1 protein-coding gene is annotated in these 283 nt (G+C 38.2%); it reads left to right on the forward strand.

Going from position 1 to position 283, the window contains the following annotated elements; all coding sequences use genetic code 11:
• Positions 1 to 118: MFS transporter (locus MMY95_RS15770; protein ID WP_241277840.1), on the forward strand; the 118-nt coding region annotated here is incomplete at its 5' end.
• Positions 119 to 283: the final 165 nt, after the last annotated feature.

Raw genomic sequence — 283 nt, forward strand, 5'->3', positions numbered from 1 at the left:
TACTAAGAATCGACAGATCAGCCAGGCCTTCAGTCATACCTACTTAGTAGGAGCGGTGATTGTTTTTATTCTGTCACCAATTGCTTTGTTGACAGATCGTAAGCCATTAAAAAGTTGAACTGGGAGCTAGCCATTAACTTTAATACGGATTACTAGCTAAATCTAAAAGGGGCCTCGTATTCGAAGCCCCTTTTGGTATGGTGTAAACAGTTTTAAAATATATTGTTTTGGTAGATTGTAAAATTAATCCGAACGCTGTTCGGACAAAAAAGATCAGCTTCCT

Source organism: Lactiplantibacillus sp. ME-2 (assembly GCF_022549155.1).
Lineage (GTDB): Bacteria > Bacillota > Bacilli > Lactobacillales > Lactobacillaceae > Lactiplantibacillus > Lactiplantibacillus plantarum.